23 protein-coding genes are annotated in these 22,886 nt (G+C 49.1%); 21 read left to right on the top strand and 2 right to left on the bottom strand.

The window, feature by feature from the left end; genetic code table 11:
* Position 1: 1 nt before the first annotated feature.
* From K8S15_04735 to K8S15_04775, 9 genes are all read left to right on the top strand, one after another.
* Entirely contained in the window at positions 2 to 481 is a 480-nt protein-coding gene (locus K8S15_04735) for an HAD hydrolase family protein (GenBank protein MCD4775342.1), read from the top strand.
* Positions 474 to 1,433, top strand: coding sequence for a KpsF/GutQ family sugar-phosphate isomerase (locus K8S15_04740; GenBank protein MCD4775343.1), 960 nt, complete (start codon positions 474 to 476; stop codon positions 1,431 to 1,433). The genes K8S15_04735 and K8S15_04740 overlap by 8 nt, the downstream gene beginning before the upstream one ends.
* 7 nt (positions 1,434 to 1,440) lie before the next feature.
* Entirely contained in the window at positions 1,441 to 2,352 is a 912-nt protein-coding gene (locus tag K8S15_04745; protein MCD4775344.1) for a lysophospholipid acyltransferase family protein, read from the top strand.
* Positions 2,306 to 2,845, top strand: coding sequence for an LPS export ABC transporter periplasmic protein LptC (gene lptC, locus K8S15_04750; protein MCD4775345.1), 540 nt, complete (start codon positions 2,306 to 2,308; stop codon positions 2,843 to 2,845). Before K8S15_04745 ends, lptC begins: the two co-directional genes overlap by 47 nt.
* A complete protein-coding gene (locus K8S15_04755) occupies positions 2,838 to 3,893 on the top strand; it encodes a hypothetical protein (GenBank protein MCD4775346.1) in 1,056 nt (351 codons plus the stop codon). Before lptC ends, K8S15_04755 begins: the two co-directional genes overlap by 8 nt.
* The gene (gene lptB, locus K8S15_04760) at positions 3,890 to 4,642 is read left to right on the top strand and encodes an LPS export ABC transporter ATP-binding protein (GenBank protein MCD4775347.1); all 753 of its coding nucleotides are present in this window, start codon (positions 3,890 to 3,892) and stop codon (positions 4,640 to 4,642) included. The genes K8S15_04755 and lptB overlap by 4 nt, the downstream gene beginning before the upstream one ends.
* A 34-nt stretch (positions 4,643 to 4,676) precedes the next feature.
* Positions 4,677 to 6,083 carry an RNA polymerase factor sigma-54 gene (gene rpoN, locus K8S15_04765; GenBank protein MCD4775348.1) on the top strand — a complete coding sequence of 469 codons (1,407 nt, stop codon included), beginning with the start codon at positions 4,677 to 4,679 and terminating at the stop codon, positions 6,081 to 6,083.
* Positions 6,084 to 6,119: 36 nt separating this feature from the next.
* Positions 6,120 to 6,596 (top strand): adenosine-specific kinase, encoded by a 477-nt coding sequence (locus K8S15_04770; protein ID MCD4775349.1) that lies wholly within the window; start codon positions 6,120 to 6,122, stop codon positions 6,594 to 6,596.
* A gap of 113 nt (positions 6,597 to 6,709) precedes the next feature.
* Positions 6,710 to 7,876 carry a hypothetical protein gene (locus tag K8S15_04775; protein MCD4775350.1) on the top strand — a complete coding sequence of 389 codons (1,167 nt, stop codon included), beginning with the start codon at positions 6,710 to 6,712 and terminating at the stop codon, positions 7,874 to 7,876.
* 10 nt (positions 7,877 to 7,886) lie between these two features.
* Here K8S15_04775 and K8S15_04780 read toward each other — a convergent pair whose 3' ends face one another.
* Positions 7,887 to 8,819: an NAD-dependent epimerase/dehydratase family protein gene (locus tag K8S15_04780; protein ID MCD4775351.1), complete on the bottom strand. Its 933-nt coding sequence runs from the start codon at positions 8,817 to 8,819 to the stop codon at positions 7,887 to 7,889.
* A gap of 89 nt (positions 8,820 to 8,908) precedes the next feature.
* On the opposite strand from K8S15_04780, the gene K8S15_04785 reads away from it, so the two are divergent.
* Genes K8S15_04785 through K8S15_04805 form a run of 5 tightly spaced genes read left to right on the top strand, consistent with a single transcriptional unit; the run spans position 8,909 to position 15,063 of the window.
* Positions 8,909 to 10,102, top strand: coding sequence for a pyridoxal phosphate-dependent aminotransferase family protein (locus K8S15_04785; protein MCD4775352.1), 1,194 nt, complete (start codon positions 8,909 to 8,911; stop codon positions 10,100 to 10,102).
* 13 nt (positions 10,103 to 10,115) lie between these two features.
* Positions 10,116 to 11,240: an N-acetyltransferase gene (locus tag K8S15_04790; GenBank protein MCD4775353.1), complete on the top strand. Its 1,125-nt coding sequence runs from the start codon at positions 10,116 to 10,118 to the stop codon at positions 11,238 to 11,240.
* Positions 11,241 to 11,255: 15 nt separating this feature from the next.
* Positions 11,256 to 13,043 carry an alanine--tRNA ligase gene (locus K8S15_04795; protein MCD4775354.1) on the top strand — a complete coding sequence of 596 codons (1,788 nt, stop codon included), beginning with the start codon at positions 11,256 to 11,258 and terminating at the stop codon, positions 13,041 to 13,043.
* Positions 13,040 to 13,978, top strand: a complete 939-nt coding sequence (locus tag K8S15_04800) for a hypothetical protein (GenBank protein ID MCD4775355.1) — start codon at positions 13,040 to 13,042, stop codon at positions 13,976 to 13,978. Before K8S15_04795 ends, K8S15_04800 begins: the two co-directional genes overlap by 4 nt.
* A gap of 50 nt (positions 13,979 to 14,028) precedes the next feature.
* On the top strand, positions 14,029 to 15,063 hold the full coding sequence (locus K8S15_04805) for a M42 family peptidase (protein ID MCD4775356.1): 1,035 nt from the start codon (positions 14,029 to 14,031) through the stop codon (positions 15,061 to 15,063).
* A gap of 118 nt (positions 15,064 to 15,181) precedes the next feature.
* Here the strand turns inward: K8S15_04805 and K8S15_04810 are convergent, their stop codons facing one another.
* The gene (locus K8S15_04810; GenBank protein ID MCD4775357.1) at positions 15,182 to 15,520 is read right to left on the bottom strand and encodes a hypothetical protein; all 339 of its coding nucleotides are present in this window, start codon (positions 15,518 to 15,520) and stop codon (positions 15,182 to 15,184) included.
* Positions 15,521 to 15,589: 69 nt separating this feature from the next.
* Here K8S15_04810 and K8S15_04815 point away from each other — a divergent pair, with 69 nt between their 5' ends.
* The 7 genes from K8S15_04815 to aroF all read left to right on the top strand — a co-directional run bounded on the left by K8S15_04815 (position 15,590) and on the right by aroF (position 22,872).
* The gene (locus tag K8S15_04815) at positions 15,590 to 17,296 is read left to right on the top strand and encodes a hypothetical protein (GenBank protein ID MCD4775358.1); all 1,707 of its coding nucleotides are present in this window, start codon (positions 15,590 to 15,592) and stop codon (positions 17,294 to 17,296) included.
* Position 17,297: 1 nt separating this feature from the next.
* A complete protein-coding gene (locus K8S15_04820; protein ID MCD4775359.1) occupies positions 17,298 to 17,684 on the top strand; it encodes a RuvX/YqgF family protein in 387 nt (128 codons plus the stop codon).
* The gene (gene mltG / locus K8S15_04825; GenBank protein ID MCD4775360.1) at positions 17,681 to 18,679 is read left to right on the top strand and encodes an endolytic transglycosylase MltG; all 999 of its coding nucleotides are present in this window, start codon (positions 17,681 to 17,683) and stop codon (positions 18,677 to 18,679) included. Before K8S15_04820 ends, mltG begins: the two co-directional genes overlap by 4 nt.
* A gap of 80 nt (positions 18,680 to 18,759) precedes the next feature.
* Positions 18,760 to 19,284, top strand: coding sequence for a hypothetical protein (locus K8S15_04830; GenBank protein MCD4775361.1), 525 nt, complete (start codon positions 18,760 to 18,762; stop codon positions 19,282 to 19,284).
* Positions 19,285 to 19,306: 22 nt separating this feature from the next.
* The gene (locus tag K8S15_04835; GenBank protein ID MCD4775362.1) at positions 19,307 to 20,443 is read left to right on the top strand and encodes an SPFH domain-containing protein; all 1,137 of its coding nucleotides are present in this window, start codon (positions 19,307 to 19,309) and stop codon (positions 20,441 to 20,443) included.
* Complete coding sequence (locus K8S15_04840; GenBank protein ID MCD4775363.1) at positions 20,444 to 22,108, top strand: AMP-binding protein; 1,665 nt, start codon at positions 20,444 to 20,446, stop codon at positions 22,106 to 22,108.
* Positions 22,108 to 22,872 carry a 3-deoxy-7-phosphoheptulonate synthase gene (gene aroF, locus K8S15_04845; protein MCD4775364.1) on the top strand — a complete coding sequence of 255 codons (765 nt, stop codon included), beginning with the start codon at positions 22,108 to 22,110 and terminating at the stop codon, positions 22,870 to 22,872. Before K8S15_04840 ends, aroF begins: the two co-directional genes overlap by 1 nt.
* Positions 22,873 to 22,886 lie beyond the last annotated feature (14 nt).

Consider the following 22,886-nt stretch of genomic DNA (forward strand, 5'->3'; position numbering starts at 1 on the left):
AATGCGACTTGAAGGAATAAAACTGCTGGCTCTGGATGTTGACGGAGTACTTACAGACGGAGGGATGTACTACGGTGCTGAGGGAGTGATTCAGCGATTCAATTCAGCAGACGGGGCGGGGATAATTGAACTTCGAAGGAGGGATTTCCCGGTTGCACTGGTTTCCTTCAGAGATTTCCCCGCAACCAGGAGAAGGGCAGCTGACCTCGGGATAGAACTGCTGTGTCTGGGCAGCGCCGAGAAGGCAGAAGCCCTTAGAAGTATTTGCGGAAACCTGTCGATTGAACCTGAAGCCGCGTTATTCATGGGTGATGGTCTTATGGATCTGCCTGCAATAAGAACTGCAGGAATCGGAGCCTGTCCTTCCAACGCTCACCCTCTTGTAAAAGCTGAATGTGATATCATCACAGAAAATGCCGGTGGAGATGGAGCTGTCAGAGAGGTGGTGGATATGCTCCTCGAGAGTCAGGAAAATGGCTGACCTGTACGAAGAAGCTCTGAGGGTGCTCAGGATCGAAGCGGACTGGCTCGAAGCCACAGGAGTACTTGTCGAAAAAACCTTTACCCGGGCGGTTGAGATTCTGGCGGGAACCGAGGGCAAAATAATCATATGCGGGATGGGCAAATCCGGGCATGTGGGCAGGAAGATAGCCGCAACCATGACCAGTACAGGAAGCCCGGCGTATTTCCTGCATCCTTCGGAGGGTATCCATGGAGATATCGGAATACTTCAGAAGAACGATGTCGCTCTTGTCCTTTCCAAAAGCGGTGAAACGGAGGAGATAGCTCTGCTTCTTCCCGGTTTCATGAGATTGAAAATTCCCATAGTTGCCATAACCGGATCCGACGATTCTTTACTCTCCCGGGCGGCAGATGTGGTTTTGCCCCTTCCCGATATGAAGGAAGCCTGCCCTTACGATCTCGCGCCTACAGCAAGCACCACCTCGATGATGGCGCTTGGCGATGCCCTGGCAATGGCGCTGCTTCGGATCAGGAACTTCTCCTCCGATGATTTCGCGCAGGTTCATCCCGGCGGAACACTTGGCCGGAAGCTGCTTACAAGAGTAAGGGATCTGATGGTTTCCGATTCGCTTCCTGTAATGAACGAATCAGCACCCCTATCGGAAGCGATAGCAATGATGACGGGGCACCGTGGAGTGTGTTTTTCAACTGACGATGAGGGAAAACTCAGCGGGATTTTCGTTTACGGAGACCTTGGCAGACTCATGAAGAACAGAACCAATGTACTTGATCTGACACTTGAGGATGTTATTGTACGTGAACCCTCAATCTGTTTTGAAGAGGAACTTGCGACCATCGCTGTCTCAAGAATGGAAGAACTCGGAATAACCTGTCTCGTGGCTGTTGATCATGATCGTTTGCCTGTGGGCGTTTTCTATCTTCACGATGCACTCCAGGCAGGAGTGAAATAGATTTGTAATGGCATCAAATCTACCATTCCGTAGATTCAGGCATTCACTGCAGCTTCCTGTTGTGAAGCTCCTGGCTTTTCTCGGAAGGGTTATGCCCAGGAAGCTTATCTGGGATATCTCTTATTTATTGGGTTCGATTGCGTCCCTGATTCCCGGCAGATCCAGGAGAATATTCAATATAAACGAAAAACACATCATTCAGCCCTGCGGTTTGAAAGTCAGTCTCAGCCGTGTATACAGGTACATTATTGCAGGGATAATTGATTTCATCAATCTGAATTACAAGTCGGATGAGGATTTTCTCCAGGTGGTGGAAATTCGAGGCGAGGAACACATGAAAGCGGCGCTTTCCCTCGGGAAGGGAGCCATAGCAATAACCGCGCACTACTCTGCATGGGAGCTTATACCAAGAGCTATTCATCTTCAGGGGCATGAAGTTGGCATTATTACAAGGAAGTTGGCTCACAAAGGTACATCCACGTATTTCAACAGTCTGAGAACCCGGCACGGAGTTGCGCTTATTGACAGAGGAAGTGGAATTGCAAGGCTTATGCGGGTGTTGCGGGATAATACCGCTGTGGGTATCTTGATAGATCAGGATACCCTGGGAGTTGAAAGCGATTTTGTTGACTTCATGGGTCTTCCCGCGAGAACACCGGTTGGGCCGTCACAGCTGGCTGTAAGATTTGGAATACCCGTTCTTACACTGCATATATCAAGAAGAGAAAACGGGAAGTACCTGCTTGAAATCGACGAGGCTCTAGACCTGTCCAAGTACCAGGGTGATAAGGGTTATATTGAACTTACAGCCGATCTTACCGGAAGGATTGAGGAGTGGGTTAATGAAGATCCCGAACAGTGGGTCTGGATTCATGAGCGCTGGGCTCGCCGTCCTGGTGGGGCTCCTGGCCTGCGGTAACTCCGATAGCGCTGACATGGATCCCGATCGGGAACCGATGCAGACCGTTGAAGATTTTACATTGGTTCAGTCACTTAAAGGTGATCGGTCATGGCGTCTTGTCAGCGAAGTGGCAATTTATACCGAGGGTGACAGTCTGCTTCTTATCTCGGATGTTGATCTGACATTCTTTGAAGATGATATTCCAACAACGATTCTGAAGGGCGACTCCGGGCGGGTTGAACTGCAGACCGGCCTCATGAGAATATGGGGTAATGTCAACGCTGAAACGGATGACGGCAGGTATCTGGAAACTCAGGAGATAATCTGGGATGATGAAATGGAGATATTCCACAGTGACTGTCTGGTTGTAATGACAATTCCGGATTCGGCAGGGGAAACCGTGCTTTCCGGAAGAGGTGTTGATCTTGATACCGGTCTCGGAGCCGTTGAAGGTGTTGATATAGAAGAGAATTTTACCGCTGTATATCTTGGAGATCTGGAACTTGAATAACCTGATACTCGTCCTCTTCTCGGTTCTGACAGCTGGCACCGGTGTTTTTACAACGTCCGCTGACAGGGCTGTAAGCAGGGATACGGATATTGGAGAGATGGTGATTGACCTGGTTGGCAATGTAGTTGTCACCGATGGAGAGGTAACCGTAACCTCCGACAGCGGAACTGTATGGCAGGGATCAGGTAATGCCGTTTTCTACAGCAATGTAACCGTTGAAGCTGATACCCTCACGGGAACTTCTCATTACCTTGAATACATCAAGGAAGCGGGAATGATAACCATGACCGGCAATGTAATGTTAACCGATGGAGAGACGGTTCTGGAAGCCGGAGAAGTCGTTTACTTCCGGGAATCGGGAAAGGCTACCGCCAGAGATAGCGTACTCATGACAGGCCCGACCCTGGGAAGGGTAGAAGGACAGTATGCGCTGTACGACCGGGAGAGAGGAAGCCTGTTCGTAACGGTTGATCCTGTCCTGAGAAGAGTTGAGGACGGTGACAGCTTGATTGTCATAGCTGACAGGCTGGAATTCTTTCCCGAAGACAATTCTGCGGAAGCCCAGGGCAACGCTTCAGTTTCAATGCCTGAAAAGGATTTCTATTCCACTTCGGAGTATCTGCGATATTTCGGAAACGAAGACCGTTTTGAGCTTTTTGGTTCACCCGTTCTCGAATCTGAGGATGCTGAATTAACCGGAGACTGGATGGAGATACTGCTGGAATCCTCAGGCGACCCACGCTCCGTCAGGATAGAAGGGGGCGCTTCCGGCCATTTCCTTGATACAGGTGTTGATCCGCCTGCCGAAACATGGTTCTCGTCGGAACGGGCTTTCTTCGCATTCAAGAACAATGATCCTGATTCAATAATGCTCACAGGGTCCGCAACACTCAGGATGAAATCCGGTGGTGAAGCTGCCTCAAGAAATGAAATGAACACGGTCAGAGGTAACACTCTGCTTATCAGTTTTGAGAATGGAGAGGCAGTGGAAGTTATTGTATCGGGCAGCGTAACCGGAACGTACAGCTACCTCGGAGGTAATCCATGACCGCTCATAAGGTCAGAAATCCAAAGTTGGAAATTTTAAGAACTGACAAACTAATCAAGAGGTACCGGAGAAGGGCAGTTGTCAACGGTATCTCACTGTCCGTCAGCCGGGGTGAGACGGTTGGGCTTTTAGGGCCTAACGGTGCCGGGAAGACTACTACTTTTAACCAGATTGTTGGTTTCATCAGACCGGACTCCGGTGATGTATATATGGACGATATAGTCCTCACGCATTTGCCCATGTATAAAAGATGCAGGCTTGGAATAGGTTATCTGCCCCAGGAATCAAGCGTGTTCAGAAAGTTGTCTGTAGCTGACAACCTGATGAGTATTCTGGAAACAACGGGGCTGAAAAAGAGGGAGCGAAAAAAAAGACAGGCCCGGCTCCTTGCGGATCTGGGTATTGAAAAGCTTGCTGATCAGAAGGCTTACACTCTTTCCGGAGGAGAGAGAAGAAGAGTTGAGATAGCAAGAGCCCTTGTTACGGACCCGGCGTTTCTGCTTCTGGATGAACCCTTTGCGGGGATAGACCCTATAGCTGTTGATGATATTCAGAGTATCATCATGGACCTCAGAACCAGAGGGCTTGGTATTCTCATCACCGATCATAACGTAAGGGAAACCCTTGAAATTACCGACAGAGCTTATATTATGTACGATGGAAAAATCTTGATATCCGGTTCCGCCCAGGAACTTGCTGAAGACCCCGAAGCCAGAAAGATCTACCTGGGAGAAAGGTTCAAGTTGTAGTATGCCCGATTTCAAGTTGAGTCAGAATCTCCGAATGGTCCAGACCCAGAAACTGGCGCTTACCCAGAGGATCAGGCAGGCTCTGGAAATTCTTCAGGTTCCATCCCTGGACCTTGAAAATCTGATAAAACAGGAACTCCAGGAAAATCCGCTTCTTGAGCAGAGCGGTCCCGAGGACAGGAAAGCGGATGAAAAAAATGATGGAGATGAGAACCGCGAGAGGGAAGAGCCATGGGACGAGGAGCCTTCCAGAAGCGATAGCAAGGAAGATGATACTCTTGATATTCTCAGAAAACTGGACGAGCACTCCGGTGACAACTTTTCAGAGCCTTACCGTGGTGATGACGAGCCCTGGATTCGTGAACCCCCAAGCGAGTCAACGCTTTACGAGTATCTTCTTAAACAGGTATGGTCGATTATGCTTCCAGGTGACATTGAGGAAGCTGTGGTTTACATAGTCTACTCTCTTGACAGGCACGGGTTGTTATCCCTTCCAATTTTTGAACTGCAGTCAGCATGGGAAGGAAACCCCGATCTCATTGTACAGGCTATTGAGATCGTCCGTACTCTTGAACCGACCGGTGTCGGAGCGCTGAGCGCGAGCGGCGCTCTTGAAATGCAGCTGGAAGAACTGGGATATGAGCATGACAGTCTTGAGTACCGGATTGTAGCTGAGCATTTCAGCGAAATCGCTGAGAGAAAGATAAAGGATATAGCGGCAGCTGAAGGTGTATCGGCACATAGGATTCAGGAAGCAGTTGATCGAATATCTGTTCTTAATCCGTGGCCTGGCAACGAATTCACATCATCGGCGAATACAGCTGTAATACCTGATATTATCATCGTCAAAATAGAAGACCATTTTGAGGCAATTCTCAACGACAACAGGTTTCCGCACCTGATGATATCCGCAAGGAACAGACGGATACTCGAATCACCCGGTACTTCATCGAAGGAGAAGGAATACGTAAAGAACAAGTTCCGGAAAGCTTCATGGTTCATTAAGGCTATAAGGCAGCGGCAGGAAACCGTTACCAGGATAGGAGAATTCATAACTGACTATCAGAAAGATTATTTTGAGTGGGGCATTGAGGGGCTGCGGCCTCTTACACTGCAGATTGTGGCCGATGCTCTCGGGTACAATCAGTCCACTATAAGTCGAGCCATAAACGGAAAATACGTTCAGTCGCCAAAGGGCATTCACGAAATGAGGTTTTTCTTCAGCAGGGCTCTTCCGGGCGAGAGGGGTGATGTCTCCAGCAGAACCGTCAAAGATGAACTAAGAAAAATCATTGAAACGGAGGATAAGAGCAAACCTCTGTCCGATACGAAGCTTGTTCTGGCACTTGAGGCTGCCGGCATGAAAGTCAAGAGGCGGACGGTCGCGAACTACCGGTTGGAAATGGATATTCCATCCGCGAGAAAAAGAAAAAGATACTGATTATCTGAAAAGGCGGTACCTGTGGATAAACCCGGAATTGAACTCGTAGACATTGATTTCCCTGAGGGCTGCAACATCATTCTGGGACAGTCCCATTTTATTAAAACCGTTGAAGATCTGTACGAAGCGGTTATCGGCACTGTTCCGGAAGCCCGGTTCGGACTTGCATTCTCCGAAAGTTCGGGGCCAAGACTGATTAGAAGCGACGGGAGTGACCTCGAACTGAGATCCATAGCTGAGAAGAATCTTCTAAAGCTTGGATGCGGCCACACTTTCCTGATTGTATTGAACGGAGTTTTTCCAATACAGATATTGAATCAGGTGAAAAATGTGCCCGAAGTCTGCAGTATCTACTGCGCCACAGCAAATCCACTGCAGGTTATTGTCGGTCGGTCACGACAGGGAGGCGGAGTCATGGGAGTAATAGATGGGGAATCTCCACTTGCCGTCGAAATAGAAGAGGATATCGAAAATCGTATCGAACTCCTGAAAAGAATAGGGTACAAAAGATAGTATCTCACAGGAAGAAACTGCTTCTTGCAGCCGTTGTTCTGCCACCACTGTCAGCACTGCTGCTCCCGCTGATATTCCAGGTTGACGTTCCAGTTCACGATCAGTGGGACCTGGTGCCGGCGATGTCTTCATGGTGCGACGGCAGACTGCCTGCAAGTGAGATATGGCATCCCTACGGTGAGCACAGGATGTTCCTGCCCAGGCTGCTGATGCTCCTGATGGGCAGAGCTTCCGGATGGCGTATTCAGCTTGAGTCACTGCTTTCTTCGCTGCTTCTTATATCGGGAGCTGTTCTGATTGCGATAAAGGTCGTTCGCGAATCACGTGAATGTAATCGAAATATCTGGATACCCCTTGCCCTTACTTCGCTGCTGGCCCTTGCTCCAAACCGTGCTGAAGCCTATATGTGGGGATGGCAGCTGCAGGTTTCCCTCGCCCTGTTCTTCACTGTATCCGCAATGATGCTGTTTGAAAGATCACAGAACCGTCTGATACTTCTGATTCCTGCTGTTATCTTCGGTTTCGCCGCGTCATTCTCATTCGGAGCCGGTCTGGCGGTCTGGCCATCGGGTCTGCTGATTTTGCTGCCATTTCGATCAAAACGCTCATGGATTGCAGCTGCCGTATGGTTTGCCGCAGCTGCAGCGGTTGTTTCCCTTTATCTGGGGTCCATGTTCGAAACTTCCCGGACGATCATGATTGATGATATTCCGCGGATCGTATTCTACGCGATAGTCTTTGTTGGCTCGCCCCTTCTTTCCTATGCGCACAGGGTGCCGGCGGTCGGGATATATATTGCCGGACTTATAGGATTATCAGGAATAATTATGCTTGCGCTGCTTGTATCCAGAATATGGAGATCCGGAGGTGATAACTGGAGATTCTGGGGCGCTCTCGGGTGCATTTCCATCTTTTCGGGACTGCTTGCAGGATCTGGAAGATCGGGATTCGGTGCCGAGCAGGCACTGGCTCTCCGCTATATACCGTTCTCTTCCCTGCTATGGATCTCAATTGTCGTTTTGATGATTGCGGCGAAGAATCCGCCTTTCACTGTCCGCGCGAGGAAAACGGCTACGTGGATTCTTGTTCTTATGCTGCTTCTCTCTTCTGCTCACGGTATATACTACTGCTGCAGAAGGATGGAGCGACTGAAGCCGGTACCGCAAATGCTTCTCGATGAAAGGTTTGATCAAGCTGCTCCCAGGGTTCTGATTGAACAGGAAAAACTTCAGCATCTCTGTGAACATCTCAGGGATAACAGGCTTTCTGTCTACAGGTAACTTCCTGAGTTCAGATTCCTTCGCGTATGTGCTGGAACGTTTCTTTCATGGCTTCCTCAACAGGGAGAATCGGTTCCCATCCTGTGACACTGCGCGACAGCCCATCCTCAACAGGCCATTCCGATGCCAGAAGTTCCCTGCATTTGTCCCTGCAGAAGAACGGAATTCTTCTGGTTAAGGATGCCAGGGCTTCCGACATGAATCCAGCGGTGTACACCAGAAATGGAGGAATTCTGATATGAAGTATTTTTCTGGCGGCAGCTTTCTCCAGGATTCTATGAAAATCCTTCCATGAAAAGAGTTCTCCGTAGGATGGTTCGAGTGTCTTTCCAACAGTATCAGGATAATAGGGAAGGTCTGCTATCAGTCTCGCCAGGTCCCTGGCGTAAACCAGGCAAAACCCTTTGCCATTGATCCAGGGGGATACGAAAATGCCTTTGAGAGCAAGCTTCATCACAGGTGTGGAAGCTGGATCGCCGGGTCCGAAAATGGCAGGGGGACGTAATATCACCCAGTTGTCCGTATCCCTGACGGCGAATTCGCCCAGAAGTTTGCTTCTTCCGTAATCGGTCACCGGTGCTCTTCCTGTCGGTCCCGATGCGGCCTGGCTGGAAACGAAGATGAAGAGGGCGTTCGGTGCATACCTTTCTCTGGCGGTCAGCAGATTTTTCGTTACAAGGGCATTCGCTCTGTCGAATTCCTCCTGGCTCGCGGCGCTGGTCGCGCCGGCTGCGTGTACAATCACATCAGCATCGGAGACTGCCTCAGCCATCGAATCCGGATTCATAAAGTCTACTCGCGCGAATTCGCATTCATCAGGCAGATTTTTCAGCGATGAGGATTTTCTGAGAAGGGCGTGGACAGGGATGCCCCTGTCCAGCATTGTCTTTATAATATGGCTTCCGAGGAAACCTGAAGCGCCGGTAATGATAGTCTTATTCATATTTGCCGGAATCCGTTGACTTTTGAGGGTATACTGATTAATTTTCTTTGCAATGCTACATATTGATTCAACCAATGACAAGGTGTAATATGAATAACCTGCCCAACGATGTATTTCAGAAATGCTACGATTACGAAAGACTTGATAAGGTAGTTAAATCGGGTCTCTATCCATACTTCGTACCACTGAGCGGGCATGTCGGGGCAGAAATGGAGATCGAAGGTCACAGTATAATCATGCTGGGTTCGAACAATTATCTGGGTCTCACCGATCATCCAAGGGTCATGGAGAAGGCGAAGGAAGCCATTGATAAATACGGCACCGGCTGTACCGGAAGCCGGTTTTTAAACGGAACCCTTGATCTCCATATCGAGCTTGAGGAAAGAATGGCACAGTTTCTTAACAAGGAAATGGTTATCACTTTCAGTACAGGGTTCCAGTCCAACCTGGGGGTCATTTCAACTATTGCGGGCCGTAACGACATCATATATCTGGACAGACTGGATCACGCATCGATAATTGATGGTTCAAGAATGAGCTTCGGCAGAGTTCTGAAATACAGACATAACGATCACGAGCATCTAAAGTATCTGCTTGAGAATAACAGGGAACATCCTGGTGTGATTGTCACCGATGGCGTTTTCAGCATGGAGGGAGACCTTGCCAATATTCCCGGACTGGTCGAGATCAGCAGGGAATTCGGTGTAAGGCTCATGGTCGACGATGCACATGGAGTAGGTGCCATGGGGGCAGCGGGCAGAGGAACCGCTGAACATTTTGGATGTCATGATGATGTGGATTTACTGGTAGGTACATTCAGCAAATCATTCGCATGTGTTGGGGGTTTCGCGGCGGGACCCGCCAGGGTAATGGACTATATCAAACATACCGCCAGGACTATGATATTCTCAGCAAGCCTTCCACCCGCAGCTGTAGCGACTGTTATTGCAGCGCTCGATGTTCTGGAGCAGGAACCGGAACTTATTGCCAACTCTCACAAGGCTGCCGAGAGGGCCAGACAGGGACTGGCATCATTGGGATTTAATGTTGGTAATTCCGAAACGCCGATCATTCCGATAATTGTGGGAGACGAGTATCAAACGCTTCTATTCTGGAAGAGACTTTTCCAGGAAGGGGTCTTTGCCAATCCTGTTATCAGTCCCGCGGTTGCCAGCGGGGGCGAAATGCTGCGAACCAGCTATATGGCTACCCATACTGATGATATGATAGACAGAGCGCTGGATATTTTCGAAAAGTGCGGCAAAGAACTCGATTTAATTTGATCCTGGAGGTTCGATGTCTTTTTCAATCGAGGAGGTAAGCGGCAGCCGGCTGCTTCGCGAATTCATAGACCTTCCTTTCGGGTTGTACAGTAACGATCCGAATTGGGTACCTCCGGTGAGATATTTCCAGAAGGAGCTTTTCAACAGGAAGAAGCACCCTTTCCACGGCCATGGCGATGTGACTGCGCTTCTGGCCAGGAACAGGGAAGGCAGGGCAGTTGGCCGGATCGTATCCATCGTAAATCATGCACACAATGAATACCATAATGAAAAAACAGGATTCTTTGGATTCCTGGAGGGAGAGAAGGATGAAGAACTTTTCAGCCTTCTTCTACACACTGCGGAAGAAAAACTGCGCGGAGCCGGCATGGATAAAGTACGGGGGCCTATGAATTTCTCAACGAATGAGGAATGCGGACTGATGATCAAGGGGTTCGATTCCCCTCCGCTGATAATGATGACCTACAATCCGCCCTGGTACGCGGATATGATTGAGAGAACAGGCTATCAGAAATTAAAGGATCTTTACGCCTATTACCTTGATTCAGGTATTTCGGACTATTCCCGGATAGCACGGGTAGCGGGGCTTGTAAGGAAAAGAACCAACGCGGTGATAAGGAATATTTCCGTTGTACATATTCATAAAGAGGTTCCCGTGATAATGGATATCTATAATGAATGCTGGGAGGATAACTGGGGATTTGTTCCAATGACCCAGCGGGAAATGGATATGATGGCGGACGAACTCAAGATGATCATGCTCCCCCAGCTTGCCCCGATAGTGGAGATCGATGGAGAACCGGTAGCTTTTGCTGTTTCCATCCCCGATGCGAACCAGGCATTCATACGAGCTGGTGGCGGCCTGATCAGGGCAGTCATGGCGCTGAAAGCTCCGCTGTTCCGAACACGGATCAACCAGGTAAGGGTGCTTCTGCTGGGAGTGAGAAAGGCTTACCGCGGACGGGGCCTTGAAGCCCTGCTGATAGATAGAGTAATAGAATCCAGCATTAAGAAAGGAATGGGAAGAGGAGAGCTTTCCTGGATACTGGAAGATAACGTGTCCATGAGAAGAATACTCGAGAAAGACCTTTGCGCGCAGCAGTATAGAACTTACAGGATATATCAGAAAGATATCTGACTTAGAAGGATAGCAATGACCTCAGAAGAACTAAGACGACTCTATTTTGACTTTTTCATCGGGAAAGGTCACTCCGTTATCCAGGGGGCTTCACTCATTCCACAGGAGGATTCCACCATACTGTATACCCCGGCGGGAATGCAGCCCCTTGTTCCGTACCTGCTGGGAGAGAAGCATCCTGCGGGAAGAAGACTCGTTGATGTTCAGAAGTGCATTCGCACAGGGGACATCGAAGAGGTGGGAGACGCATCCCATCTGACTTTTTTCGAGATGCTGGGAAACTGGTCCCTTGGAGACTATTTCAAGCGCGAATGCATCACCTGGAGTTTCGAGTTTCTTACATCCGGCTCGTGGCTGGGTTTCAAGCCTGAGCAGCTTCACGTAACTGTATTTGCCGGGGACGAACAAGTACCCCCGGACGAGGAGGCTGCATCGATCTGGGAGGAAGTCGGGATTCCCGTGGAACGGATTTACTTTCTGGGAAGGGACGACAACTGGTGGGGACCCACGGGAAATACAGGCCCCTGCGGGCCCGATACCGAGATATTCATCGACACCGGAAAACCACCCTGCGGTCCCGACTGCAAACCGGGCTGTGGCTGCGGAAAATACTTTGAGATATGGAACGATGTTTTTATGGAATACCTCAGAACCGCCGACGGACGGTACGTTCCCCTTGAACAGAAAAATGTTGATACTGGAATGGGGGTAGCCAGGACAGTCGCGATGATGAACGGCCACGAGACAATTTACGATATACCCCAGTTCCAGCCTCTCTTCGGATTTCTGAAAAAACTTTCAGGGCTCGGTTCTGAGCCTGATGACCAGGCACTAAGATCCCTCAGGATCATATCCGACCATATCAGGACAGCCACACATATTCTGGGGGATGACCAGGGTATTCCACCCTCGAATCTTGACAGAGGGTACGTACTCAGAAGGCTTATTCGCCTTGCTGTGAGGCATGGAAGGAAACTGGGTATAGACGATCCATTTTCTTCGAGGCTTGCAGAGATCGTCATCGATGTAGAATCACCGGTTCATGAGGAATTATCGCGAAACCGGAAATTCATTCTTGATGAATTATCCCTCGAGGAGTCAAGATTCGAGAAGACACTTCAATCCGGCCTTCGCGAATTCGAGAAGCTCCTTCCGAATCTGATGAGGAATCCCGCGAGAACCATCCCCGGAAGAATCGCTTTCAGGCTGTACGATACGTTTGGCTTCCCTGTTGAATTCACGGCTGAATTGGCTGCGGAGAACGATATGACAGTTGACATGGAAGGTTACAGAAAGGCCTTCGACAAGCATAGAGAGCTTTCCAGACAGGGAGGAGAGGAAAAATTCAAGGGAGGTCTTTCCGATAACAGCGAAATGGTAACAAGGCTTCATACCACGACTCATCTTCTACATCAGGCTCTGAGGGAAATCCTGGGTGATCATGTGGAACAGAAGGGAAGCAATATAACCGAGAAAAGGCTGCGTTTCGATTTCAGTCATCCCGATAAAATGACGAACGAAGAAATCGCTCTGGTTGAAAACAGGGTCAACGAAATAATAGAGGCCGACCTGCCTGTTATCTGTGAGGAGACTCAACTTGAAACCGCGCTTGAAATGGGTGCCATCGGCCTGTTCAGAAACAGGTACGGTGATATGGTGAAGGTTTACAGGATAGGGGATTTCTCAATTGAGATATGCGGAGGTCCCCACGCCGGCAGGACAGGGGAACTGGGCAGGTTCAGGATAGTGAAGGAGAAAAGCTCCTCAAGCGGTGTAAGAAGAATAAGGGCGGTACTGGAATGAAATACGTTATGACCGCATTTACTGTTTTGTTTCTGTTTGCCGCAGCAAACCTCGAGGCTTATGAAATATCGGATTTTTCGGGAACCTGGGAAACAACGTATGGAACGATGTACCTTCAGCAGGAGAATTCCCATGTTAGCGGACATTATACGTACGAATCGTACTCCAGCATCGAGGGTGAGGTCAGCGAGGACGGGAAGCTTGTTTTTACTTACAGCGAGCCTTCTGCCTCCGGTGAAGGCTGGTTCGAACTGTCAGGTGACACCATGAGCTTTGCAGGTATGTGGCGACCGGACGGGGGAGGCCAGTGGTACGAATGGGAAGGTTACAGGGCCGGCGCAGGGATACCTCCGTCCAACTGGCTTGTAATTCTCGAATCCGAATGGCAGTCGTCCCTTTCCGAGCAGGAATACTCCTTCGGTGAAATGCTGGAAGCATGGTTCGCGAGGGTATCAGGAGTGAATGTAAGGCACAGATTCGTTCATGATGTGGACGACCTTGCGGCTTTCTGCCTTGAATCATCGGGTCTTCCCGGAGACGTTTACCTGGTAATCGCTTCCCATGGATCTACTTCGGGTATGGAACTGGCATCGGGAACCATCTCTTCAAGGGAGTTCATCGATGCTTTAAGACCCTGCAGCAACCTGGCAATGATACATTTCAGCTGTTGCGAGATCATGTCCGGCAGAATGCCTGAAGCCATAGTATCATCCAGAAGCGGGTGGCCACAGGATTTTGTGGTTTCCGGATACTCGCGAAGTGTGGACTGGGGGGCAAGCGGCATGATAGAGATATTCTATTTCAACCAAATGCTTGAGAATGGCTTTTCACCCCCCGATGCCGCAAACAGCGTTATTGATGATATAGATTTCGCCGGACAGTCATCCACAAAATGGATGGACGCCGCTGGATTCACCTGGATTCAAGCCGAATGAACCGTTTCAAGATAATACTGCTGAAAATTGTTTGAAAGGATGTTTATCTGATGGATCTTCTTAAATTACTCTGCGAAGCTGACGGTATCTCAGGCCACGAGGACAATATTGTATCCCTGTTCCGTAAAGCTCTTGAAGGCTATGCGGACAGCTTTTCAAGCGATGCCATGAAGAATATTATTGCATTCAAGTCCGGTACCCAGGGTGATTCAAGGCTAAGGGTCATGCTGGCCGGGCATATTGATGAGATCGGTTTTCTGGTCCATAACATCGATGATCGTGGATTCGCTTCGGTGGTTCCCGTCGGGGGATGGGATCCCGCAAATATCCTTGGTCATACCGTCAGGGTGCACACAAGGAACAGTGAAATACTACCGGCCGTAATGCACAGAAGGTGGGAATCAACGCAGAAATTGCGTGAAACATCTCCCAAATACGACAAACTGTACCTTGATTTTGGGCTTTCCCGCGATGACGTTAAGGAGATGGTCAGCTGCGGCGACTGGGTTTCAATGGATACCGATTTTCACGAACTGGGTGAATGTTTCGTCGCGAAGGCGTTCGACGACAGGGTTGGAGCGTTCATTATCATCGAAGCGATGAAGAGGTACGATAATCCCTCGATCGATGTTTACGCCGTAGGCACAGCGCAGGAAGAGGTGGGGCTCCGTGGTTCCACAGTTGCCGCCCAGTCAATTAATCCTGACATAGGTATAGCCGTGGACATCACCGGCTCGGGAGATACACCTGGATTTCCCGCAAGAATGAAGACCGCAGAGCTTGGAAAAGGTGTGACCATCAAACAGATGGATTCCAGTGTAATTTGTTCAACATCGCTTGTGGAGTATATGAGGAAGCTGGCTGAGGATAACGGGATAGATTATCAGATGGAGATCCTTGTTCGCGGAGGCACCGATACATCAAGTATGCAGAAATTCAGTCCTGGAGCTCATTCCACGTGTCTGTCAATTCCCACAAGGTACGGTCACAGCCCGGTAGCGGTCATTAACAGGCATGATGTTGAATGTGCTATCGAACTTCTCGTAGCATTCCTTAACGGAATAGGCCCGGATACAAGCCTCTGATAAATAGGGACGGAGGCTTTTTATTCGAAATTAGCAAATAATATCACACTCGGCAAGTCGATAAGCCCCAATTATTTGCGTTCTATGTATAAAATACCCTCCGTCCCTATTTATGAGTTCAGTCTCCGGATGCTATTCCGATCAGCAGAAATACGGTCATTACAGCCGCTATTATCATTGCTGTCCTGGCTTTTCGGGGGGAGGAGTCCTTGTAAAGGAAGTAGATTATCCAGCCCAGAGGAAAGAAGAAGAAGCAGAGGCACCCCATACCAACGGATAGTTTATCCGGGGCTTCCTGATGATGGTAGTGGTGAATCTCCCTGATATCGGGGGTATCCTGATCGTTTTTCCAGTCAGGATCGAATTCTCTGGTATGATAAGTTGATCTGCAGTATTCGCATGTGTAGATCTCACCCTCGAATTTTCCCATCTGTGCTCCGCAGTTGGGGCATTTCATATGACTCCTTCCGAATAAACGTAATCTATTCCGACAGAGATGATGTGTCCATCCAATCCGGCAGGGACTATGAAATGCAGGTTTCAGCTTTTATCTTTTAGCATGGGTTCAAAAACCAGGCTTCTCGTTCGTATAAAGATCGCCAGTCTTAAAGGCGCAATGGTTTCCGAATGGCGGAACAATAAGCTGAAGCTGATCGCGGGTGGAATAACCCTTACTATTCTTGTGTGTGGCATTTTTCTGATTTTCCGTTTTCTTTTCACCTACATATACAACCTCGAGGAGATGTTCACCGGTTTTGGAATAGCCCTCGCCAGGAGGCTTATGGCAATGACCTTCATGTCCCTGGGAGTTTTCATAGGGATATCATCTTTCATCAGCGGAGTTTCCGTTGTCTACAGATCGTGGGAGACCTCGTTTCTGCTTACAATGCCGATAAAGGACAGGCTGACAGCTTATATTCGCGTATTGGAAAGCTGGTTCAACGCGGGCTGGGCGACTGTCCTGCTGGGAATTCCAATAGTAACCGCTTTTTGCATTTCTCTCAAAATCAACACATCCGCGACCTTTATTTCGATTCTGCTGTTTCCTTTTCTCATCATCATATGGCTGTCATTCGGGTCGATTCTTCTTGGTGTCGCGATCAGATTCAGTCGTCAAAACGGACGCATATGGAGAACATCCACTGTTCTGGGGTTGCTGGTTGCTGTGGGGATATTCGCAATACTGAAAAATTCCGGTCCGGAAAGCATGATTGCCAGAGAGAATTCCGCTCTGGATGCCGTACAGAGGTTCGTGTCGGAGCTTCCTGTTGCCGGTGGAGAATTCTGGCCCCACACAGTTTTCGGAAATGTTATCTCACTGATTGACAGACAAGCATGGTCTGAAGCGCTGAAGTATATAGGAATTCTCCTTATCGAGGCAGCGCTTGCCCTTACCCTTTCATTGGTCATGATATGCCCGGGATTTAGAAAAAAATATTCAGCGGTTTCATCCTCATCAGGCAGCAGCAGAAGCAGCCGGTATTTTCTTAGGTCCGGTGGACGTCTCAGAACCATGCTGCACAAGGATATTCTTCTTTTCATGAGAGATCCGGTGCAATGGAGTCAACTCTTCCTCCTTGCCGGTCTGTTTCTTGTTTACGCTCTGAACCTGGATCGGTTTCCCACGGATATCGGCCCAAAATTCTGGCGTATGATTGTTGTATACCTTAATTTTTCCTTTTCGTGCTTTGTTACAGCCACACTTCTTGTCAGGTTTACATTTCCGTCCATAAGCCTTGAGGGTCCCGGCCTGAGTTATATTCTGCAACTCTCGCGTGGCAGGAAATTGCTTCTCAGCATAAAATGGGTTGAGTCCTTTATTTTTATTGCACCATTCATTGTGGGTGTAGGGATCTGGTCTACACTGCGAATAGACGCGGGATGGATACTGGTGTCCATGTCTACAGTATCGCTGATTCTCATGTGTATCGCTCTTGTAAGTATCAATGTAGGGTTGGGTGCGGTATTTCCAAGATTCGAAAAAGGAAGCGCGGCGAACATCGCCAGCGGACAGGGCGGGATAATAGCAGCCTTCGTTTCAATGGGATATGTTCTCATATTCATAATGGTACTGGGGTTGATAATGCGGAGATCATTTACCGTTGCTATGCCGGTGCGGGCTCTTGCAGGGTCGCTGAATATTGTTCTTATATTTCTGACCGTATTGACTCTGATTGTTGCTTATGTCTTTATCAGAATAGGATATCGAAGTCTTGTGAAGAGGGATTTCTAAAATGAATGAAATAGCCGTTGATTACGGCAGGAAGAGAACCGGGTTTGCCATTTGCCTTTCCGGTGTTGTTATACCTCTCGATCCGCTATCCGAAACTTCATGGAATGGCATATCGTCGAGATTGAAACATATTCAGGATGAAAACGCGGCCGGCACAGTAATCCTGGGGCTTCCGCTGACTGCCGAGGGGAAACATACGGAATTATCTCGCGAGGTGGAGAAGCTGGCTGAATACCTTCGGAACAGTGGATTCATCGTGGAACTTGTCAGAGAAACCGGTTCAACCGCTGAGACGGTGGAAGAAACCGGGACGAATCGTCGACGGGACGGTAGAAAGGACTCTCTTGCCGCAATGATTATTCTTAAACGTTACCTGGGAATGCCATGAAGCGTAAGGTTTTGATAATAGCAGTCTCGATACTGATTTCTGTCATTTCAGTAATTGTCTTTTTCGTATGGAGCAGCCAGCCTCCATGCACCGGAAGGGAGTGCGTGTTCACTGTGGAGAAGGGTTGGGGAGGAAGAAGGATCTCACAGGTCCTTTCAGATTCCGGGCTTGTCCGTTCCAGGTTCTATCTGCTCTGGCGCTATTCCCGCATGGAAGGTTCGCCATCGCTCCAGGCAGGGATTTACAGGCTTGATGATTCGATGTCTCCTGACTCCATACTGGGGATATTTGCCCGCGGAGAAGTGATACCTGCGAAAACCAGATGGATAACGCTTGCTCCGGGCCTGACTCTCGAGCAGTCCCTCGAAGTTATTTCGGAGAGCACGGGGAGAGAGATGAGTGTATTTGACAGCCTTTCGACGGATTCTTCCTTTCTGGCAGAAAGCGGTGTACAGTCACTCGAAGGATACCTTTTTCCTGAAACCTACGAATTCGCTGATACCCTTGAATCGCGGGAGATACTGGGCAGGATAGTAGATACAGGGAAAGGCAGATGGCCTGAAGATACGGATGGATTTTTGCAGGTAACAGGCCTCAGCCTGCATGAAACCATGATACTAGCTTCCATCGTTGAGCGGGAAGCAAGAGTAGATTCCGAGAGGGTTCTCATCGCGGGAGTATTCCTTTTGAGAATCAGGCGCGGAATGAAGCTCGAAAGCTGTGCCACAGTGCAGTATGCTCTTGGCGAGGTTAAGGAAACCCTCCTGTACCGTGACCTTGAGACAGACGATCCATACAACACGTACCTTTATGAAGGTTTACCTCCCGGTCCAATCTGCTCACCCGGACTTCCTTCGATAAACGCTTCGTTCCAACCGGATACGATTGAGGGATATCTGTTTTTTGTAAGCAGGGACGATGGAACTGGAAGACACCTTTTTGCCGGAACACACGCCGGACATCTGTCCAATATACGATCGGTAAACGGCAGGTGACCTGATTGACACGATCGATTAGTGTTATAGTTATAGTGTGATTTTGTGTGTACAGATAATTTCAGAGAAAGGACAGGATTATGAGTGAGGGAAGAAATCTGGGTTTTCTGGAGAAGGCTATGCGCCTTATTCCGGGTTACAAAGGTTACAAGAGTAAGGAAGAACGGAGAGATAACGATCAGCTTTTCAGAACCGGTCTCGTAAGCAGGCTTGAGAGGCTTAGAACCGAAACCAACGAGATCCCGGCGAGTCTCAGGGGGCCTTCGGCACTGAAATCGATTACCGATTTTGACAGAATCTTGAAAAATCTTGAAAAGGTAACTGACGAAATCCGTTTTGCCTCAAGGGGTTACAGGGGCTGGTTCGACATGCACAAAGTCCGTGAGGATGAATTGGACAAGCTCTACGCATTTGATGTCGGGCTTGTAGAGAACATTGAAGAGCTTGAAGAAGCGTTGAAGGTTTTGCAGGCAGCAGCCGCGGCCGGTTCCGATATGAAGGAACCCATTGACAAAATGGTCGCTATACTCGTCGAATTCAGCAGCAAAATGTCCGGGCGCAGTGAACTCATGATTGATCTTGAAAAAAATAAACCGATAGACTAGATCGAAGGAAGGTTAACGGATCATGTTCAAGAAACTTGAGATTGTAGAGTGGATGGATGAGAGTGGGAAAGAAATTGTCCACAGGATTCCACAGAGTGGTTCAGGTGAGTTCCGCATTGGAACCCAGGTTGTAGTCAGAGAAAGCCAGGATGCCGTATTCTTCCGGGATGGAAAGGCAATGGATACCTTCGGTCCGGGAAGGCATACGATAACAACCGAGAATATCCCCCTGCTGACAGGTATTGTCAGTACTCTCTTTGAGGGTAAGGATTCCCCCTTCAGGGCAACGGTTTTCTACATTAACAAGAAGACCTTCACCAATATGAAATGGGGAACCAAGGAGCCGATAATATTCAGGGACAAGGAACTCTCGATTGTAAGGTTGAGAGCCTTTGGCAGCTTTTCAATGAAAGTTGACCAGAGCCAGCTCTTCATCAACAAGATAGTCGGAACAGAGGGAAGATTCTCAACCGATGAGATAGAGGGTTTTCTTAAGGGCATGATAATATCAAGGCTTGCCGACCTTCTTGGTGAAACCATTGAAAGCATATTCGATCTTGCGCAATACTACGATGAGATAGGTACACTGGCTAAGTCCAGGCTTGGCGACGATTTTGGGAAATACGGAATACAGCTGGTTGATTTCTACGTTCAGGCTATCACGCCTCCTGAGGAAGTTCAGGAAAGAATAGATGAACGCAGCGCAATGGCTGCGCTTGGCGATATGAATCAGTACATGCGTTTCAAGACAGCCACCGCCATGGGCGATGCCGCAAAGAACGAAAGCGGCGGCGGAGCCGCCGGCGCAGGAGTCGGTATGGGTGCCGGACTGGGAATGGGAATGACAATGGCCAATATGATGGGTCAGACTATGTCGGGAGGCGGCCAGGGCTCAAACGGTTCTGGTAATTCCGGTGCCGCTGCACTGGTTGTATGCCCCTCGTGCGGAAAGAACGTTGTTCCGGGTAAATTCTGTCCCGAGTGCGGTAAACCCCTTGGCTTGACATGTCCCGAATGCGGTAGTGTTGTTCCTCCTGGAACGAAATTCTGTCCCGAGTGTGGTGCGAAGATCGGCGGCGGGAAGGTATGTTCCAAATGCGGCGCAGACATCCCGGCAGGATCCAAATTCTGCCAGGAATGCGGAGAGAAACAGGAATAAATGCCGGGGACGGTTCACGAACTGCTTGAGAAACGAGCAGTAGACACACCTGGCAAAATCGCTCTTATAGACGACCGGCGGGAATTGAGTTTTGCCGCCTGGTGGCGGGTATCCTGTCATATAGCGTCTCTCCTGCAGAAAGCAGGAGTCCGACAGGGTTTTGTTGTGGGAGTTGTATCCGACTGTTCTTCTTTTCTCCCATGTACCTTCACTGCGATTTCCATGCTGGGGGCGAAATTCGTTTCAATGAATCCGGATTGGCCCGCTCAGGAAAGGATGCGGGTTTTCAGCAGGTGGTCGGACCGCCTGGTTCTGACTGCGGATAATATTGAGTACTGTTCCCAGCCTGATGAGATAACCCTTTCACTCGACGATGATATCTATCAGGGCACCGGAATACCTCTTGAAGTTCCGTTTCTGAATGGCGGCGAGGAATTTTATCTTAACGTTACATCGGCATCCACAGGCCAGGCAAAGATAGCGCCTACGACTCACGATCAGCTCCTGGCGAACACAGAAGGCGTTACTGCAACCATGGGTTTAACCTGTGATGATGTGAACCTGTCCATATTTGGCGTCTATGGTCATCCACACGAGCTCTTTATGAGGGGATTGTATCTTGGAGGCAGGACGGTCCTCACCGAGCACAGATACCCCAGAGATTTGCTCCATCTGATCTCAAAAAAGGGTGTTACCGCAATCATGGCTCTACCAACGCAGCTCATAAGCCTGTCGCATATGTGGAATCGAATTGATACTGATCTTTCATCCGTGAGAATCTCGGAAGCCGGAGGTATGTTCGTCTCAGAAGAATTCGCGGTGAATTATACCGAGATAACCGGTGTAGAACTCGTACCTGTATGGGGAAGCACTGAAACCGCCGGAGTAGGTCTTGTTGGAAAGAGCGGTATACAGGGATTCACATCGGTCGTAGATGGTTACGAGGTAGAACTGCGTGATCTGTCCGGCAACAGGATGGATGAAGAGGGTAGTGGTGAATTGTGGATTTCAGGTCCAGGAGTTGTCAACAGGTATCTCGGGGACAGGCCGCAGACGGAAGAAGCTTTCCTTGATGGATGGTATAGAACGGGGGATATGTTTAAATCGGAGAACGGAAGATTGATCTTTCTTGGGCGCCGGGGAGGGCTGATAAAAGCAGCCGGCCTGAAGGTTTATCCCCTTGAGCTCGAACTGGCTATTCTGAAGCATCCTTCAATAATAGACGCCTGTGTCGTAGGTAGAGATCATCCCACAAGAGGCGAGATGCCATCCGCCTATATCGTAGTCAGGCCCGGAACGGAGCTTACAGTTGCCGGGATGAGAGCATTTCTCAGGCAGTACCTCGATGAGTACAAGATTCCCAGGCTTATTAATTTCGTTCACGGGTTACCCAGAACCGCCAACGGCAAAATTGACAGAAAGGCTGTGGGAACCAGAGAGCTCGTTCCAGATTTCCGAGGTGAGCTACTTCGTTCCGATGTGGAACTGGTAAGGCTCATAAACCATAGAGCGGCACTCATGAACGAAATCGGAGGAGGTTTCGATCCGACATGGGTTGATGACCAGGTGGATAACGCCATGGGGCATAACGCCGGTCCCATATCGGACAGTTCAATTAGAGATATTATCAGATTCATCATCAGCGAACTTGGGAAGAGGCAATAATGGACATAAGATCCGTAGAAATAGGTAATGTCCATATAGGCGGGAAAGCCTCTATCCTCATCGCCGGTCCGTGTTCGGTGGAAAATATCGAAATGCTCAGGGAAATTGCGGCAGCTGCGGTAGAAGCGGGTGTTTCCATATTGCGAGGCGGTTCGTTCAAACCCAGAACATCTCCCTACTCATTTCAGGGTCTGGGCGTTGAAGGATTCGAGATGCTTTCTCTGGTGAGCCGTGAATTCAACATTCCGGTGGTCAGTGAAGTCCTGGCAATTAGTCAGATAGAATCCGCTGAGAAGCACATCGATATGATCCAGGTTGGAGCCAGGAATATGCACAATTTTCCACTGCTCTCCGCTCTCGGTAGAACGGAAAAACCCATTCTCCTGAAAAGGGGATTCATGGCCACAATTGAAGAGTGGCTTATGGCGGCGGAGTATATCGTAAAGGAAGGTAATGACAGAGTTGTCCTGTGTGAAAGGGGAATAAGGACTTTTGAACCCTGGACAAGGAATACATTGGATATTTCGGCTGTTCCACTTGCAAGAATGCTCGGCGGATATCCGGTTATTGTGGATCCGTGTCATGCTTCTGGAAGAAGGGATCTTCTTGAACCACTGTCTCTTGCAGGATTAGCGGCAGGTGCTGACGGTATTATGCTGGAGGTTCATCCTGATCCGGACAAGGCTCTTTCCGACGGTGGGCAATCACTTTCGATTCCTGAATTGATAAGACTCGCCGGGAAACTGCTTGAAAAAAATAACTGAAGAATTCTCCGATA

Origin of the sequence: Candidatus Aegiribacteria sp., from assembly GCA_021108005.1 — a bacterium.
GTDB lineage: Bacteria > Fermentibacterota > Fermentibacteria > Fermentibacterales > JCC-6 > Aegiribacteria.